Origin of the sequence: Methanosarcina sp. UBA5, assembly GCF_002505485.1 — an archaeon.
In the GTDB taxonomy this organism is placed as follows: Archaea; Halobacteriota; Methanosarcinia; order Methanosarcinales; family Methanosarcinaceae; genus Methanosarcina.
Genome location: NZ_DAVG01000103.1, coordinates 29,775 through 46,531, shown reverse-complemented (window position 1 = coordinate 46,531; position 16,757 = coordinate 29,775). Strand labels below are relative to the sequence as shown.

At 41.2% G+C, this 16,757-nt stretch carries 15 protein-coding genes; 10 read left to right on the top strand and 5 right to left on the bottom strand.

The features are described from left to right. Positions 1–369 precede the first annotated feature (369 nt). Positions 370–801 carry an N-acetyltransferase gene (locus BP621_RS11960; RefSeq protein ID WP_292390219.1) on the bottom strand — a complete coding sequence of 144 codons (432 nt, stop codon included), beginning with the start codon at positions 799–801 and terminating at the stop codon, positions 370–372. A 1,066-nt stretch (positions 802–1,867) separates the two neighbouring features. Here BP621_RS11960 and BP621_RS11955 point away from each other — a divergent pair. Then, entirely contained in the window at positions 1,868–2,575 is a 708-nt protein-coding gene (locus BP621_RS11955; protein ID WP_292390216.1) for a diphthine--ammonia ligase, read from the top strand. A 234-nt stretch (positions 2,576–2,809) separates the two neighbouring features. On the opposite strand, the gene BP621_RS11950 is transcribed toward BP621_RS11955, so the two are convergent. Beyond that, entirely contained in the window at positions 2,810–3,232 is a 423-nt protein-coding gene (locus tag BP621_RS11950; protein WP_292390213.1) for a nucleoside 2-deoxyribosyltransferase, read from the bottom strand. 718 nt (positions 3,233–3,950) lie between these two features. On the opposite strand from BP621_RS11950, the gene argC reads away from it, so the two are divergent. From argC to BP621_RS11905, 9 genes are all read left to right on the top strand, one after another. Then, complete coding sequence (gene argC, locus BP621_RS11945) at positions 3,951–4,964, top strand: N-acetyl-gamma-glutamyl-phosphate reductase (RefSeq protein WP_292390337.1); 1,014 nt, start codon at positions 3,951–3,953, stop codon at positions 4,962–4,964. A 77-nt stretch (positions 4,965–5,041) separates the two neighbouring features. Continuing rightward, on the top strand, positions 5,042–5,506 hold the full coding sequence (locus tag BP621_RS11940; protein ID WP_292390209.1) for a CBS domain-containing protein: 465 nt from the start codon (positions 5,042–5,044) through the stop codon (positions 5,504–5,506). Between the two features lie 19 nt (positions 5,507–5,525). After that, positions 5,526–6,713, top strand: coding sequence for a bifunctional ornithine acetyltransferase/N-acetylglutamate synthase (argJ, locus tag BP621_RS11935; protein WP_292390207.1), 1,188 nt, complete (start codon positions 5,526–5,528; stop codon positions 6,711–6,713). Positions 6,714–6,927: 214 nt separating this feature from the next. Further along, positions 6,928–8,403, top strand: a complete 1,476-nt coding sequence (pfkC, locus tag BP621_RS11930; protein WP_292390204.1) for an ADP-specific phosphofructokinase — start codon at positions 6,928–6,930, stop codon at positions 8,401–8,403. A gap of 123 nt (positions 8,404–8,526) precedes the next feature. Next, positions 8,527–9,963: an ADP-dependent glucokinase/phosphofructokinase gene (locus BP621_RS11925; RefSeq protein ID WP_292390202.1), complete on the top strand. Its 1,437-nt coding sequence runs from the start codon at positions 8,527–8,529 to the stop codon at positions 9,961–9,963. Beyond that, the gene (locus BP621_RS11920; protein WP_292390199.1) at positions 9,941–10,792 is read left to right on the top strand and encodes a DNA-3-methyladenine glycosylase family protein; all 852 of its coding nucleotides are present in this window, start codon (positions 9,941–9,943) and stop codon (positions 10,790–10,792) included. Before BP621_RS11925 ends, BP621_RS11920 begins: the two co-directional genes overlap by 23 nt. Before the next feature lie 405 nt (positions 10,793–11,197). Beyond that, positions 11,198–12,166, top strand: coding sequence for an ABC-three component system protein (locus BP621_RS11915; RefSeq protein ID WP_292390197.1), 969 nt, complete (start codon positions 11,198–11,200; stop codon positions 12,164–12,166). Further along, positions 12,154–12,666, top strand: a complete 513-nt coding sequence (locus BP621_RS11910) for an ABC-three component system middle component 2 (RefSeq protein WP_292390194.1) — start codon at positions 12,154–12,156, stop codon at positions 12,664–12,666. The genes BP621_RS11915 and BP621_RS11910 overlap by 13 nt, the downstream gene beginning before the upstream one ends. After that, entirely contained in the window at positions 12,663–14,543 is a 1,881-nt protein-coding gene (locus BP621_RS11905) for a hypothetical protein (protein WP_292390191.1), read from the top strand. The genes BP621_RS11910 and BP621_RS11905 overlap by 4 nt, the downstream gene beginning before the upstream one ends. Positions 14,544–14,629: 86 nt before the next feature. Here the strand turns inward: BP621_RS11905 and BP621_RS11900 are convergent, their stop codons facing one another. From BP621_RS11900 to BP621_RS11890, 3 genes are all read right to left on the bottom strand, one after another. Continuing rightward, positions 14,630–14,905 carry a hypothetical protein gene (locus BP621_RS11900; RefSeq protein WP_292390189.1) on the bottom strand — a complete coding sequence of 92 codons (276 nt, stop codon included), beginning with the start codon at positions 14,903–14,905 and terminating at the stop codon, positions 14,630–14,632. Between the two features lie 34 nt (positions 14,906–14,939). Next, entirely contained in the window at positions 14,940–15,209 is a 270-nt protein-coding gene (locus BP621_RS11895; RefSeq protein WP_292390186.1) for a winged helix-turn-helix domain-containing protein, read from the bottom strand. Positions 15,210–15,686: 477 nt separating this feature from the next. Continuing rightward, a complete protein-coding gene (locus BP621_RS11890) occupies positions 15,687–16,733 on the bottom strand; it encodes a lysylphosphatidylglycerol synthase transmembrane domain-containing protein (protein WP_292390185.1) in 1,047 nt (348 codons plus the stop codon). Positions 16,734–16,757: the final 24 nt, after the last annotated feature.

The following is a 16,757-nucleotide window of genomic DNA, read 5'->3' as shown; positions in this document are numbered from 1 at the left end:
CAGAGAAATAAAATTGGTACTAAAAAGTAAATCTCTTAAAAATTAAGAAATCTAAAAAAACTAATAAACTTTCACCTTTGCCTTTCTTTACCCTTATAGTTTTTTCCGTATTCTATCAGACAGTGACCTGTTTAATCAATGATATGACCTGGGAGATTATACCAATAACAGGTATAGGTCTGTGAAATCACAAACTTTATCTTTTATCTGAACACGAATTTTCCAGTCCCGAATCAATTATCCTGACGCCACCTAGTTTGTAGGGATTTTAGTTTTCATCCGATAACTCGAAATCAATGAATCGGTATTTGAATAGGGGCTGGGCGATCTTTCGATGAATGAGTTTATCTGGTAGTATATCGATTTTTTTCATCGAGCCAATTCCCATTCCATCAAAATCTGCGCGCAACCAGTATACTCATCAATCTCTTCGCCAGCCGCCACAAACCCACACTTTTCATAAAAGCGAAGTGCATTCTCGTTTTCCCTATAAACTTTGAGGGATAGTCTTCCTTTCAGAGTTTTTGCATATTCGAGAAGAGCCTTGCCAATTCCTCTACCCTGCATTTCCGGCGCCACGAAGAGGGCGCAGACATGTTCCCCAACAAGGGAGATGAATCCTGCGATCTGCCCTTCTTCCTCAAAAATAAAGTTTTCGGCTAGTGGGAGGTACTTATCTTTCATTGCACTCTTTTGCAAAGCCCAGAAAGAGGCCGGAATAAAGAAATGGGCGATGACGGAGGCTTCGTACCAGATCCTTACCATCTCTTCAAGATCGGTTTTCCTGTAGCTTCGGATCAATTTATCAACTTTCCTTTATGTTTCGGATCAACTTGCCGGTTTCCCTATAATTTCTAACATTTATGGATTTCCCTATATTGAAGATCAGTTTACTAGATTTCTGTTTTTTAAGATTTTTTTACTTATGTAAATTTAAAAGAATGCCTTCATAAATCAAGTACTCTAACTTGAAGGCGTCTGAAAATCCTGAAGTGTAGCAACTGTCTATGAAAAATTATGGAAAACACAAGTTATATATATAGTGAAAATAGTCTAAAAAATGACAGACCGAGAAAAGCTTCGGCCTGAAAAAAAGACTTTCATGAAAATGGCTCCGAATTAAAAAGAAAAAGTCGGAAAAGTTTAATTATTTCACTCATTTCACTCCATTGACTCGATTTGGTGGATCAAGTCACTGGTGTATTTTTCGGAGAACTCCACTTGTGGACTGAATGGAATGATCTTTACCAGTTTCCCATATCTGGAAACGTACATGTCAGATCCATGTGAAGTTCCCACTTTTGTAAATGTGTATCCATTCACAAAGGTCATTATTTTAACCTCCAGTAGTTATTATGTTGGGCATTCTATATTAAAATTTTTTTACCTAATAATCGTTATAAATCATAGCTTCTGCAACTGAATCTTTTCTCAATTAATTTCAATTTAGATCTAATTACGTACTTAATTAAAAAGGGCAGTTTTAATACTTTATTTTTATAAAGGTTATCTCAATAACTCCTTTTCAGGCCACATGATTTTCCTTTAATTTATTTCAATTGTTTTTAGTTTTGCTGCCTCAAGTATTTGCTTTTATATTTTGAAAATGACAATTTTGTATATGGTAAAATGTTCCTCCTACTCACCAGGACTGACATAGAAGTATTGAATGGCTCTATTTCAGCCAAACAGTACTGAGCTATGATAACTTACAGCACATAGCGATTTTTAAGGTAGTTCTAAGCTTCAGGGCCTTATTTGCTGATGTACGGAAAGAAACTCGACATATGGGGGATTTTGGGAATATTCGGGCAGAGAACCGGTGAAAACAAAAGCTTTTTTTTCAAATTGTGCATGTATATGGGAGATGAGCACAAATCCCATTTCAACTAAAAACTATAAAGGCAAGAGCGATAAAGGCAAGGTGGTCGTTTCATGGACAGGAGGAAAGGACAGTTGCTTCGCATGTTATGGGGCAATCTCGGAAGGTTTTGAGGTCTCCCACCTCCTGAACTTCAGGGAAATCCAGAGGCGTGGCTCCCATGACATTAATCCTGACCTGGTTTATGCACAGGCTGAAGCGCTTGGAATTCCCCTTATCCATAAAGACTTTATTTCATATGAACAGGAATTCAAAAAAGTTGTCCATGATTTAAGGGATAGTGGGGAGATAATAGATGGAGCGGTTTTCGGGCATATCGACACACACAAGAATCTTGTAGACAGGATATGCGGAGACCTGGGCCTCAAGTTAATAATGCCGATCTGGCAGAGAAATTCTGAACAGATCATAAATGACCTCATAGATTCCGGGTTTGAGGTGATTCTGCTCAGCGTCAAAGCCGATTTGCTAGGGAAAGAGTGGCTGGGCCGAAAGATCGATGAATATTTTATACGTGACCTGAAAAAGCACAATCTTTCAATCGATCCCTGCGGTGAAAACGGGGAGTTCCATACCTTTGTTACCGACTGTCCGCTATTCAAAAACAGGATAAAGGTCATGGAGAGTGAAACAGTTTTGAGGGGAGGCTATTGGTTCCTGGAGATCTCAAAGTTCGAGGCCGAGAAAAAATAAGCCTGCACATAGGCTTTGAAGGCCTGCACATTTTGCTTCATTTTATATTACGCCTTTTTCACTCCAGATCCTACCCTTTATGTATATCCGGTGACCTCGTCTTCAAGAGTAAGTTCTGGTAAATGAAAAAAGTAGTTTGGGGTCAAAAGTAGCCCCGATCAAAGAAAGCTAAGACCAAAAATAGTCCGGAACCAAAAAGTTCAGGAACAGAAATAGTTCGAAGCCACCTAAGAGTTACTTGAATTTTTCTATCATTTTCAACAGTTCGTCTTCATCACTTGCAAGGGCGACTATTGCCATCTCTACCATCAGGTTAACAATCCCGTCAGAGAGAGACCGAAAATCGGTTCGAATCCCGATGACAGGTTTTTCCTTTGCATAAGCGTAGCCTATTTCCCAGGCAGTTCCTGAGTCTACATCCACACCATCAAGGACTGCAACTACAATGTCAGAACCGTCCAGACCCACTACACATTTATTGAAAATGCATTCCTGATTTTGTTTTTCGCGTTCATCTATCGTATCCTCTGCGTCTTCCTGGGGCAAAAAAACCGAAAAGCCCTTATTGAGCAGCAAATCCTTTAATTTGCGGTTATATTCGAGTTCCGCATGGCTGAAGAGGGGGCCTGCAAGATAGATTATCTTCTTCCCGTTCATGATTTTTTTCTTCCTGACACTTAAGAGGCTATATATAGTAAATTTTCCTATAGTAAGAGAGGCTCAAAAGATAAAATCATTTACCTGTGAACTTCCCGTTTCCGGCGCTAAGTGCCTTAGCAATTCTCATTTGGAATATACTTATATATTAAAAAATTTAAGTCTTACTGATTCAAAATTAAAAATATGAATCAATCTCTATAGAATAATGAAGGAAAATCTGCACAATTTAATTTCCTAATAAATATGGAAAGTCCCTGTTATGTTATAAGACTTACTTATGATTTGAGGTTTCTAGCCGGACACTCTGAGCCGGGAAAAGTAAATTTCTGATTATTTACGAAAGTGGGTAGTCAGCAGGTTCGGAATCCGGGGAGAAGTTTTCAGGAAAAATTCTCGATTATCAAAGCAGATTTCCCTTGAGATTTGCTTATGATAAAGCATATCTAATTCACTTTGCAATTCGATTATGAAAGAGTACATTTAATTTCCTTTATAATTCGGTTATGAAAAAGGATATCTGCTGACATTGATTACGAAACTGATCTCTACTTTGAAAAACTGCGTTTAAGAAGAAAAAGGCATGGATCTACAGCCGGAACCAACTTTTCGAGCAGACCATGTAACATCGATTAATAGCAGAAACAGATTTTACATTTGGTTTTTCCAATAACAAATTTAATTATCTTGTGTTGGTATTACACAGACAGTGACACTTATGATCAAGGCTGGAATAATAGGAGCTTCGGGATATACAGGAGGAGAACTCCTGCGTTTGCTTGTCAACCACCCAAATGTCAAGCTGGAGCTGGCAACTTCCCGAAGCTTTGCAGGGAAACCTGTAACGAGCACGCACAGGTATCTTGAAGGTTTTCTCGACCTTAAGTACGAAAATCCGAATTCTGAAGACATCAGGGAGCGTTGTGACGTAGTTTTTCTTGCAGTACCTCACGGATCTGGTATGACCTATGTACCTGAGCTGCTTGACGGTAATACGAAGGTTGTTGACCTTAGCGCGGACTACAGGCTTGAAACTTTGGAATTTGAAAAAATCTACGGGATGAAGCATAGCGACCCAAGGAATGCTGTTTACGGACTTGTAGAGCTCCATCCTGAAGTTGCAGAAGAGAATTTTGTGGCAAACCCTGGATGTTTTCCTACAGGTGCAACTCTTGCAGCAGCTCCGCTTGCAGCGGCTGGACTTATCGATATTGCAGTTTTTGATTCCAAGACCGGAATCTCAGGAGCTGGCATTTCACCTACTCAAAACTCACATTATCCAAATCTCGCGGAAAATATCATCCCATACAAGCTTACAGCCCACAGGCACAGGGCTGAAATTGTCCAGGAACTGACAGGGCTTGACGGAAAGCTCAGGAACATCAATTTCACTCCTCACGTAATTCCATCTATCAGGGGAATCTTTACAACTGCTCACCTTTTTACAAAGGAATCTCTCTCCACGGACGACTTAAAGACAATTTACGAGGAATTTTACAGGGACAGGCCGTTCATAAGGTTCCCTTCGGGAGTTCCTTCCTTAACCGCAGTCAGAGGTTCTAACTTCTGTGATATCAGCTTTGAAGTGGATAAGGAAAATAACAGGGTTGTTGTGCTCTCAGCAATCGATAACCTGGTCAAAGGCGCATCAGGGCAGGCTATCCAGAATATGAACCTCATGTTCGGGCTGGACGAGACACGTGGGCTCTGGCTGCCTGCTGCGGCTCCGTAAACATGACCAAAGCAAGAAAATATAACTGGTGACGGATTAAATTAAAGAATAAAATTTGTCTCAAGGGGTATAGTCAGATGAAGGTAAAAGATGTCATGAACCCGAGCGTTGTTTTCTGCAAGCCTGATGATACAGTCCGGGAAGCGGCAAAAGTCTTGAAGGAAAACAATGTTAGTGGAGCACCTGTCCTTGACGGTGAAGAGCTTGTGGGAATTGTAAGTGAAGCGGACCTGCTAAAAATGCTGATACTCCCCGAAAAGGGGGAACTCTGGCTTCCAAGCCCCTTTGAGGTTATAGAGGTTCCTATCAGGGAACTCTTTGGCTGGGAAGAAACAAAAAAGATGCTCTCTGATGTGGGTTCCACAAAGATAGAAGAAATCATGACAAGGGACGTGTACACAATCTCTTCCGAGGCATCTATTGAAGAGGCATCCGAGCATATGATAAGGCACAGGATCAACAGGCTTCCTGTAACTGAGGACAATCGCGTAGTTGGGATCATTACTCGCGGTGATATTATCGAAGGTCTTGCAAAGCTCTGAGGAAAAAGGAGAGTCTTTCATGAAGGAAATCGAAGGTGGAATCTGTGCAGTAAGGGGCGTATCTGCAAATGGGATTAAAGCCGGTAAAATGGGACTGACTGTTATTCTTGCAGAGGGACCTGCCGCAGGCGTTTTTACAAAAAATAAGGTCACAGCAGCCCCGGTTACCCTGAGTAAAGAGGTAATCGAAACCCAGCACCGGCTTTCGGCCGTAATTGCAAATAGCGGCAATGCTAACGCCTTTACAGGGGATGACGGCTTTCTGGATGCTATGGAAATGGCAACTATGCTTGCCCAAAATCTTGGCCTTGAGGCTGACACGGTTGCAGTTGCCTCAACAGGAGTAATTGGCAGAAGGCTCGACGTTTCCTCAATCAGGGAACGCCTTCCTGAAGTCCTCAAAGGACTGGGCAGTTCTCCGGAGTGCAGCTGGGAAGCTACAAAAGCGATCATGACTACAGACAGGGTCGTAAAAGAAGTAGCTATCGAGATGGACTGCGGTATCAGGATAGGTGCCATTGCCAAAGGTTCGGGGATGATAGAGCCCAATATGGGAACCATGCTCTGTTTTGCATATACCGATGCGAAAGTGCCCGCTGACGTCCTGGATGCTGCTCTCAGAATCGCAGTGGATAAAACTTTCAATATGGTCGTGGTGGACGGGGATACAAGTACGAACGACATGGTACTCCTTACTTCTACTTGCAAGTCTGGAGTCAAGCCCTGTATGGATTGTCTAGATGATTTTGAGGACGGGCTGATTTACGTATTCACCGAGCTTGCAAAAAAAATGGCAAAAGATGGAGAGGGAGCTACAAAACTTATTGAAGCCAGGGTAGTGGGCGCAAAAACACACGATGACGCGAAACTTGCTGCAAAGGCAATTGTACGTTCCCCTCTGGTTAAATCCGCAATTTTCGGAAAGGATCCCAACTGGGGAAGGATTGTAGCTGCTGCAGGCTACTCAGGTGCGGAACTTGAACAGGAAAGGCTTTCCCTCTCTTTTTCAGGAGGAGGAGAAGAGGTTGAACTTGTAAAATCCGGCGAGATTTCCAGTTCATTGGATCTCGAGTTTTTGAAAAAGATAATGGCAAATGAAGAAATTATCATTAATCTTGACCTTAATCTGGGAAAGGAACAGGCAATAGCCTGGGGGTGCGACCTGACCTATGACTATGTCAGGATTAATGCCGAATATACGACTTAATGCTGAAATATCCTAATGCAATGTTGAATACAAGCTTAATGCCAGTATATGACTTACTGCAGTACAGGACTTAAAAAACAGGTCGAAGGAAATAAAAAATGTAAGCAAGATTAATTCTAAATTTAAGCAAGCTCACTTTGGGAAAAAATTCGGTCTCCCCTAATCCCTACAAATTATTTCAGGTTCAGATATATATTTCCAGGGGGTTTGTTAAGTGGATATACAAGAATGGGAACAGCGCTACAACGACGGTTTTTACAATGTCAAAAAGGCCCTTCCTTATCTGGATGGTATGTTTGTAGCTTACAATAGTAATATCGATGCTATCAAACACCTTACAGATAAAGAACTGTCCATGCTTATAGGGCTTTTTAATGAGGCTGACATTCAGGCAAGAGTTGAAACATATCCGAGAGAAATAAAAGAGCCTCTGGATTTCATGGCTCGCCTGATTATTTCTATGAGAGAAGGCAAAGCCGCTGAAATTCCTACTCATACCTCAGATACTCATGAATGGCTGAAAGAGCACCTGGGTTTTGACTATGCGCGCATGGGCGGCCAGGCAGGGATAATTTCCAATCTTCTTGCTCGCCTCGGAATAAAAAAGGTGGTGGCGTATATTCCCTGGCTTTCAGAAGAACAGGCAGAATATTTTGTGGCTTCTGACAATCTTGTGCACCCTAAGGTAGAAGGCGGAAAGGTCGTGCTTAAACCCCCACGGGAAGCCTTCAAAACCGGAATCGAATCAAAAGTCAACTGGATCTTTGAGTATTCCAGAGGCTTGGAAATAACTTGTGGTGGAAGCAAATTCCAGGTGCCGAGAGACAATCGACTTATAATATCCTCCCGCCCGAATTGGATCCGCCTGGATATGGACAGGGAAATCTATGAGCACCTTGACTCACTCTTCCCGATTGACGGAGCAATGCTTTCAGGTTATCAGATGATAAGAGAGCAGTACGAGGATGGGTCTACGTATAAGGACTACGTTTTTCATTCCGTAAAAGCTATTGAGAAACTTAAGGCTTTAAATCCTGAACTCCGTATTCATGTAGAACTTACATCCATTCAGAACCGGGTAATAAGAAAGGCTATCCTGACCGAAATTGTTGCCAAGCATGTTCATTCCCTGGGTCTTGATACTGTGGAAGTGGCAAACGCCCTGAACGTCCTGGGGCATGAGGAACTCTCTTATTCCGTGATAAGAAAAGAAGAGACCGGAATAACCTCGCTTTACCAGGGAGCTGTTCAGCTTTTAAAGGACCTGTCGCTTGAAAGGGTTCATGTGCATTCTCTTGGCTTTTACATCTGTGTCCTTGCAAAAGGTCATCCTCTTACACTTAAAGAACATAGGGATGCCCTACTTTTTTCCTCAACCCTTGCAGGTGCCAAAGCCCTTAAAGGAACAATTGAGAACCTTGAGGACGTAGAAGCAGGGCTGACAGTTCCGGTTTCAATTAAAGGCATAGAAGACCTCGAGAATTTCAAGCTTTACTGCGTAGGGAAGAAACTCTGTACCCCTGAAGAGTTCGAATACGGATATCTCTATGGGCCTGATCATGATGCGGTTTTAATCCCTTCCAAGGTGGTAGATAAGCCCAAAGCAACAGTCGGGATAGGCGATGCGATCTCGGCAGGAGCTTTTGCAGCCATGCTTGCAAGAATGAAGCAGAGGCAAGCGGGAGAATAAATTCTCCTTCATTTAATCCGAAGCCGCCCATTCCGCCCCTCACTCGTTTCCCACCTGCCATACCATTTGCTTCCCATTTGCCTCTCACGTGCTTTCTATTCCATGGATACAGGAACTGGTTAGATGAATATACTTTGCGGATATAATGTCAATATAGATTCAGTGTACCGGATCAGCGGGGCCGAGATTTCGAAACTGCTGGGAACTTTCGAAGCGGCTGAAATCCTTGATAAAATTGAGAACCCCCCCGGAAAAATCTTTTCGGAATCAGATTTTGTGGCAGGGCTTGCCTATTGTATGAAAAACGGGTGTGGTGCCGAATGGCTTGTTTTTGAGCAATCCGTTTTCGAGTTCCTTAAAAGTCACTATTTCGGAAAATCCCTCGTAAGAATGGGCGGAAACGCAGGAATAATGGCAAATGCCCTTTCCCAGTTAGGCGCTTCCAGAGTAATTCCGAATGTTGCAGTGCCCTCCAAAACTCAGCTTTCTCTCTTCTCAAAAAAAGCGATCTACTTTCCGGAAGCCTCCATGCAGATAATCGAAAACGCAAGGAAAGAGCCTGAAGAAAATAAAGGTGCTTTTTCCAGCAGCCAGGAACCCATACATTTTGTATTTGATTTTTCCGAGGGGGAAACATTTTCCTTATACGGAACCGAGGTAAGGGTTCCGAGGGAAAACCGCTTCATAGCGACCTGCGATCATTTAAACCTCAGGCTCTTTGTCAATCCTGCTTTTGAGCAGTATGCCCTTCAACATGCCTGCGAGCTTGACGGCGTACTCATATCTGGGTTTCATCTACTGCTTGAGAACTATCCCAATGGCCTTAATTATAAAGCAATTCTTGATAATACCCTCTCACAGCTAAAAAGCTGGAAAGCCAGAAACGATAAGCTTCAGATTCACCTGGAATTCGGGCACTTTGCAAGTAAAGAAATTGCAAATTCGGTTTTTCTGAAGTTTGCAAAGCTTTCCGATAGTCTTGGGATGAATGAAGACGAGCTTTCAATGTTTTACAATTTGCATGGAGTGCCCGGAGAAAAGCTTATGCATATGGATCCAGATGCTGTAGCCGACGCAGCTTTCAGACTGGCATCAAGGCACGGGATTAAGAATCTCATGATTCATACCAGGGAATTTGTGCTGGCGGTGTTTAAAACTGATTTTAAGTTTAATTCGCCTCTGGGTTCTGAATTTGAAATGGATGAATCCGAAAGTTCAATTTTGCAGACGGCAGCTGGAGAAAAGCTTGAAGCCCTGGAATTCGGAGTTCGGTGTGCTGGCGTGTATGCAGCCTCAGGCAGGCTTGAAGGGAGAAAATTCGTGGAAGAAGAAGCTTCGAAACTTGAGGAAAGCCCGTTTGGAAGAAAACAGATTGAAGCTTTCCTTAGAGCTTTTAATGGAAAAACTTTCAGACAGGGTGCTTATGCTTTCAGGGGAGGTTATACAATTTGCATGCTCCCCACATTGCTTTCCAGATCTCCCGTAACTACGGTCGGGCTGGGAGATACGTTAACTGCAGGGACTTTTCTCAGGGGGCTTGAGCTGGACGTACAGGCTTAAACCCGAAATTTTTGACCTAAATTATACGCTGGACTGCGGGCAGGTCTTCCGCTGGGCGCGGGACGGAGACTGGTGGACAGGCGTTGTCGGAGATCAGGTTCTCAGGCTTTCGCAGGACAATGAACAGCTGATTGTCGATTCAAAGCTTCAGCCTGAGTTTCTTTCTCGCTATTTTCGCCTGGACGACAATCTGCTTTCAATCTACGAAAGTATAAACCGGGACCTTCTGATCGACAGGTCGATCCGCAAATATTGGGGCCTGCGGCTGATCCGGCAGAATCCCTGGGAGTGCCTTATCTCATATATGCTCGCAACGGCCTCAAGCATCTCTACAATTCAAAAAAGAATTTCCCTACTTAGCCAGTTTTTTGGGCAGGAGCTTGAACCAGGTTATTTCAGCTTTCCTGACCCTGAAACCCTTGCAAATGCCGATCCCGCTGAGCTTGACAAATGCAAGCTGGGATTCAGGACCCAGAACATAAAAGCCGCAGCCGAAGAAGTTGCGTCGGGCGAGCTGGATCTTGATGTGCTTTTCCGCCTGGAATATAGGTATGCGCGGGAACGCCTTATGAGGCTTCGCGGCATAGGGGAAAAGGTTGCTGACTGTGTGCTCCTTTTCGCTTTCGAGAAAATGGAATCTTTCCCGGTAGATACTCATGTCAGACAGATCATCCAGCATTACCACATAGATGACAGTTACTTTGAAACCTGCAAAAACATGAGTTGTATGGGAGACTGGGGACGGGAATATTTCGGGCACTACTGCGGGTATGCCCAGGAATATCTTTATTATCAGAAAAGGGTCGAAGGGTTTGTTCAGCTTTATTAATTTACTTCACGGTTGGATCATTACTGGCGTTTATGGCATAGTTTCAATCAAAGTCCTTGTATAAGCAGCTGCTACAATTGCTGCATACTGCTGCCAGTCCTAATTCTCTTGGAATTTTTTGGGTAATCCTCAAGAATTTCTAACTAATTTCGTTAAAACGAAGACAATTTAATAAGTTATATATACAATAACATTTAACCGTTGTAAAGTATCAAACGTAGCTAATTAATTGTTAATATGGATATTTATAGATGCTTAATATCGTGAAACCTTTAGTGTCATCTGATACTACTAATTATTCTAAATTAATATTGTTTTCCTTTTTCTACTTTTAATAAATTTAGGAAAAACCTGATTCATGATGTGTACATTATGAAGAATAATTACGATAGGCAGATTCTGGCTTTGAATGACGAAGAATTGGAGCAGTTTGTCGATGACTGGATTAGTTGCAGGGCTAAGGGTTATATTGAAGTCGCTAGATTCTCTGGCGCTGGGGATTTGGGACGCGATGTAGTAGGATTTCTTTCAAAAAAACGGCATGAAGGGCCTTGGCACAACTATCAATGTAAACAGTATGGAAGGAAACTTCCTACGGAAACAGCGATTTTAGAAATCGGAAAAATGCTTTATTACGCTAACCAGGGAGAATTCTCAGTCCCTGAGCGATATTTCTTTGTTGCTCCCCGTGGTGTGAACCGAAACCTCGAAAAACTCATTTACAACCCCAGTCAATTTAAAGCCAAACTGATTGATGAGTGGGATAAATACTGTTCTACAAAAATAATTGATAGCTCGCAGATCTCTCTTGACGATGGCCTAAAGGCATTCATATGCGCCTTCGATTTTTCTACTATTGAGCGTTTAACCCTTAATAATATCCTGAAAGATGCTTGCATTAAGACTGTGCTTCATAAATGGTTTGGAGAGGAGCTGGGACCAGCTCCCAAAGGTCAGACACCAGCAGAAGTTCAGGATTCAGAACTTCCTTACATAAAGCAGCTTGTCGGCGCATATAGCCAGCGATGCGGACAAAATTTTGCTGACTATAAAGATATTGAAAATCATCCCGAATATAGTATCCATCTATTACGTCAACGTGAACGTTTCTACGATGCTGATGCTTTTAAGCGATTTTATCGCGACAATACAGAGCCGGAAGTTCTTGATTCATTTGAAAAAGATATCTATTATGGGGTTATTGATACTTTTAGTGCTGAACATACAGATTCTTTAGCCCGCGTAGATGCTGTTATGATACAGGCTTCGGTTGTGCACGCATCTGGACCACTAGCTAAGTATGCTCGTGTTCCAATTAAGCAAGGTGTTTGCCACCACTTCGCAAATGAGGGTGACTTGATATGGCATCAATAAAAGATTCGGATGAAACACAGAATACGGTTTTATTTAATAGCCCTCTTGAGACTGGTGTACGTGCGGTAGTTGTTCTTAATGCGGCTCATCCTAAAGCTTTCGACTTATCTCAGATTACATGGTTTGATCATCTAGTTGTCCATACAAGCGATATCGGAGGCCCAAAGAGTCTTCATCCAGATGTGCCATCTCGTAGCGGTGAATTACTGGTTCGTCGGAGCTTAATTGAAGAAAGTTTAACGTTAATGCGTCGTCTACACTTGATTGATGTTCTTGCTGATGAGCGTGGAATTTTTTATCAAGCCAGCGACGAAGCGTACTCTTTTGTTGAGTTGATGCGCTCTAAATATGCCTGTGATTTAAAAGCGAGGTCAGAATGGCTCGCAGAAAATTTCTGTAACATGGATAAAGAACAAATGAAGAAGTTAATTACAGACAAATTAGGTAGATGGAGTATAGAATTTCAACATGAAGAAGTATCTACGGGGTATCGAGCGTGACACACAAAGGATTGATTATTAAACATCTTGTGTTTACCGGACCTAATGTAGAGCCAGCTAGCTTAGATTTCCAGCCTGGAACAAACCTTATTTATGGAGCTTCGAATACCGGAAAGTCATTCACGCTGAAATCGCTTGATTTTATGCTCGGCGGCTCAAAGCCGCTATCCGATTTTAAAGAACGAAAGGGATACGAAGGAATTTGGCTTGGTTTCTCTCTAGAAGGTATAGGCGATTTCACCCTGTTCAGAGCAATCTCAGGGGGACAATACGAGCTTTATAACGGTCTCATATACTCAGCTCAGATTGAACAAAAAATAAGAATACTATCCCCAAAGCACGATTCCAAAACTGATACTAACCTATCTCAGTTCCTACTTAAATATCTAAAATTATCTGGCAAGTTTGTAGCTAATAATGCTGTGGGAGAAAAGCATAGTTTAAGTTTCCGTGACCTTGCGGAAATTCTACTGGTTGACGAGACTAGTATCTATATTGATCGATCACCCATTGAGAGTGGAAACCCTGTTAATCGCACGAAGGAGCGTAGCGTCTTCAGATTTCTTCTCACTGGCGCAGATGATAGTGCAATTGTGGCCAACGTCAAAGAAAGCACCTTCAAAACATCAAAGGCCGCTATGCTTGAAGTAATTGAGGAAATGATTTCCGATGTCGAGTTAAAATTGGCAGAAAACTATCCAAATGTCGATAATCTTCCAGCCCAGATTGAGCTATTAGATGAGAAATTTAAGCAAATTCAGGCAGAGTTGAAATTAGTTCAGGAGCCAATTCTGAAACTTGTTGAGGAGAAACGACTTTTGTCGGTTCAGATTCCAAGAATAAGTACTCGACTAGAAGAAGTTCAACTTCATATCGAACGCTTTAAACAACTCGAAGAAGTTTATCTTTCTGATATTGAAAGATTGAGGGCATTAGATGAGGCAAGTTTTATCTTGTCATTCGGTAGTGAATTGGATTGCCCGCTATGTGGTACACCTATTGAAATGCAAAAACATGCATATTCATTGGAAAATATTAAAAAGATAAGTCATGCATCGCTAGTGGAAATCGAAAAAATTGAACATCAACGCTCAGATCTTGTAGCTACCGTTAATAATCTTAAATATGAGAGAGATAAACTCAAATCCACTCTTCCAGATCTTAAGGAGAGGCTCGCGACAGTTGAGCAGAATATCGTTTCTCTAACTCCAGACGTCAATAAAAGTCACCTTGAACTGAATGAGATTATTAAGGCAAGAGATTATGCAAGACAGGGAGTGTTTCTTCTTGAAAAAAGGGAAGAGTTATTCTTAAAGCGAAAGGAACTGAAAAATCTTAAAAAACCTTCAAATGCAAACAATCCAAAATTAATCCTTCCAGCAGATGAATCGCACGAATTCTGCAAAATTGTCAGCGAGGTACTTAAAAGATGGGAATTTCCCGGCGATTGTGATGTGTCATTTGATTATGATAAATATGATCTGAGAATTGATGGGAAATTGCGTATTGACAATGGTAAAGGTGTTAGGGCTGTAACACATGCAGCTTTCAAGGTCGCACTTCTATTGTTTTGCCGCGATAGAGGACTTCCACACCCGGGATTTGTTGTGCTCGATACGCCGCTGTTAACTTACAGGGATCCTATGAAAGATACGAAATTAGGAGATCTTACAGAGGATGAAAAGGAACTTTCAAAGACTTCTTTAAAAGAAAGGTTCTTCGAACATTTAGCTTCGATACATCATCTCGGCCAGTTCATCATATTAGAGAATGTTGATCCCCCTGAAAACATAGAGAACCTCGCTCACGTGCACTTGTTCTCTGGAAACATTGAAGAAGGCCGATACGGCCTATTCCCAGTGCATACTAATAGCTAAAAACGGATGCAAATAGCAAAAAACGCATTCTGATCCAAAATGTAAACCAGCTAATTGAGCACAACTTCTTATTTCCCATAACAGGTTTACATCCATTTCCTCAAAAAAATCTTGAAATCTGTATCTTCTAACCTGCAAATTCCTGCATTCTCTATAATCTCAAAGCCCTCATTCACGCTTTTATGCATTTGTTTTCCAAGGGAGCAGGTCATGAGTCGGTCTTCGAGAAGCCCTTTTGCCGTCGGGTACTTGCGCCGGATTTCAAAAACATATTTTCCGTTTTCGACATATCCTTCGAAAACGCCTTCAGCCGCCTGATATTTTTCCTTGAATCTTTTGTATATCCTTTTAGAGTCTTCCATATTTCAGCTTCGGCCACTATTGCATGTATTAAGATTAAAGATCAAAGTCTTCTATAATCTTTAGAAATGATTTGTATTCGTCGATATATTTGAAGCCTTTCTTCGTAAGTTTATAGTGCTTTTTTGAATCAACGATCTGAGTTTCTATAAAGTCCTTTTCAAGAAGTTCTAAAATATACTTCTCAAACTGGATTGAACATAAATTGGATTTTCTAAGTAGTGGGGTAGGTTTTATCTGGTTGTGATTATTGCTTATCAGAACTAATATATCATATATTATCTCCAGTCTTTCTCGTTTTTTCATAAGCTTTAACCTCGCTCCGATTTTCACGTAGGCAATTATTTGGAAGGTGTGTATAGAATGTTAATTGAAAAATATTTATTGATCCGATAGGACTCGCTGAATGAAGTTTGTTGCATAAGACAGGATTAGTAGGTTAAATAATGAAATTATTTGAATGCTACTATTTTTCCATTTTCTGTAAACTTTATAAAATCCAGGCATATTAGTAATAAAGTTATAAATCTTAATTTTTGGAATAAAATTATTATTTACGAGCTTGAAAACAGAAAACTTAATCTTAATTTTTAATTAAAACCAGGTGAAACATAGTTAAAGATGATCTATTAATTCTTCAATAATTTCAGATACTAACAGGTTGTCAGATCCAAAAAACGTTTATGTAATTATATACACTGAATAAATATACAAATCGATGTCAATAAAAGAAGGATATAAGTAAAAGAATAAAGTCTTATTTCAAATAGTTCCTTATCCTTTTCAAACTTCACTTTGGGATTGGTTTAGATACTTCTTCACCAGCTCCGTATCTTTCAGTAATTTAAAACTCACAAATCCTCCGGCAATAATATTCGTATAAAATGTAATACCCCTCCATCCTGCCACTGTAATTCCAAGAATATTTGCTGGCACAAAAACTGAAAAGAGGGAAATTGCAGCAAGTTCCGCCACTCCACTTGCACCTGGGGTTGACGGTATAACTATAACAATCATAAGCAGAACCTGTGCTGCGAAAGAAATGAGTATTGAAGGAGCCTGATTAAGACCCATAAGAATTACCGGGAGAGAGGAAAACTCCACAATCCAGTATATAACTGTGTATATCAGCCCAGAATATAGGCCTGCACGCCCTTCTGTCAAAAAGATATTTATGCTTGCATGAAATTCGTCAATTTCCCTGTCAATTGACTTTGATAATTTATGTAATTTGTCTCCAGTTTTCTTACCAAGAAGACGCGCAGTCCATTCCACAAGCCGATGTATGGCGAGTTTAATATAACGAGGTTTCATGGTCGCATATATCATGAGGGCAAAGATAATTATTGAAAGGAATTCCCCTAATATGATCACGATATCCAGACTGGAATTTGACAGTAGACCATGGAGTAAATATAGCGAAAAAGGCACAGCTAACAGGATCAATAGAGCGTCCAGTACACGTTCTCCCAAAATAACTGCAGTAGCCTGTCCAACCGGCATTTTCCTCTGTCTTAAAAGGTGAATTCTCAAAGGTTCTCCACCTATCGAAGCAGGAGTAAGCGCTGCAACAAAGGTGCCGGAAATTACCATTTCGGCAGAAGTTTTAAGATCTATTTTATGCCCGAGTGCAGATGCCATTGACCTTATGCGCAGTCCCCAGATAAAGAAAGAAAACAGATGGATAAAAAGCGCAGCTAATATATATCCAGGCCGAATCTCCCTGGCAATCTCAATTGTTTTCGAATTCATAGTAAGGATGAGGACAAGTACTATTGAAATTATACTGATCAAAATTGAGCTTGCTATCCATTTTGCTTGGTTTTTCATGAAAGCACAATCCAGTTATTAAAT